A 365-nucleotide genomic window follows, 5' to 3' on the forward strand; every position below is an offset into this window, starting at 1 on the left:
TCCTTGGCCACCGCTTGCAGCGCTTCGGGGGTGATTGCAAAACCCCAGCTGCTGACGGTCTGCGCCACGGCCACCACATCACCGCCGACGATCGCCGCCGGGCTGTTCATGGCGAAGTACACGCCCGGCTCGATCACCGAAGCGGCGACCATGGCCATGATCGCCACGAACGACTCCATCAGCATGCCGCCGTAGCCGATATAGCGGGCGTTGACTTCGTTATCCAAGAGCTTGGGCGTGGTGCCCGAGGAGATCAGCGCATGGAACCCCGAGACCGCACCGCAGGCGATGGTGATGAACAGGAACGGGAACAGCCCGCCCTTCCACACAGGTCCCGTGCCGTCGGTGAACTGGGTCAGCGCCGG

The 365-nt window shown here is 64.9% G+C and carries 1 protein-coding gene; it reads right to left on the reverse strand.

Translation table 11 applies throughout. The features are described from left to right. Positions 1-365: carbon starvation CstA family protein (locus tag AC3A5O_RS28800; RefSeq protein WP_487754022.1), on the reverse strand; the 365-nt coding region annotated here is incomplete at both ends.

The organism is Pseudomonas sp. Soil_N_39 (assembly GCF_057655955.1).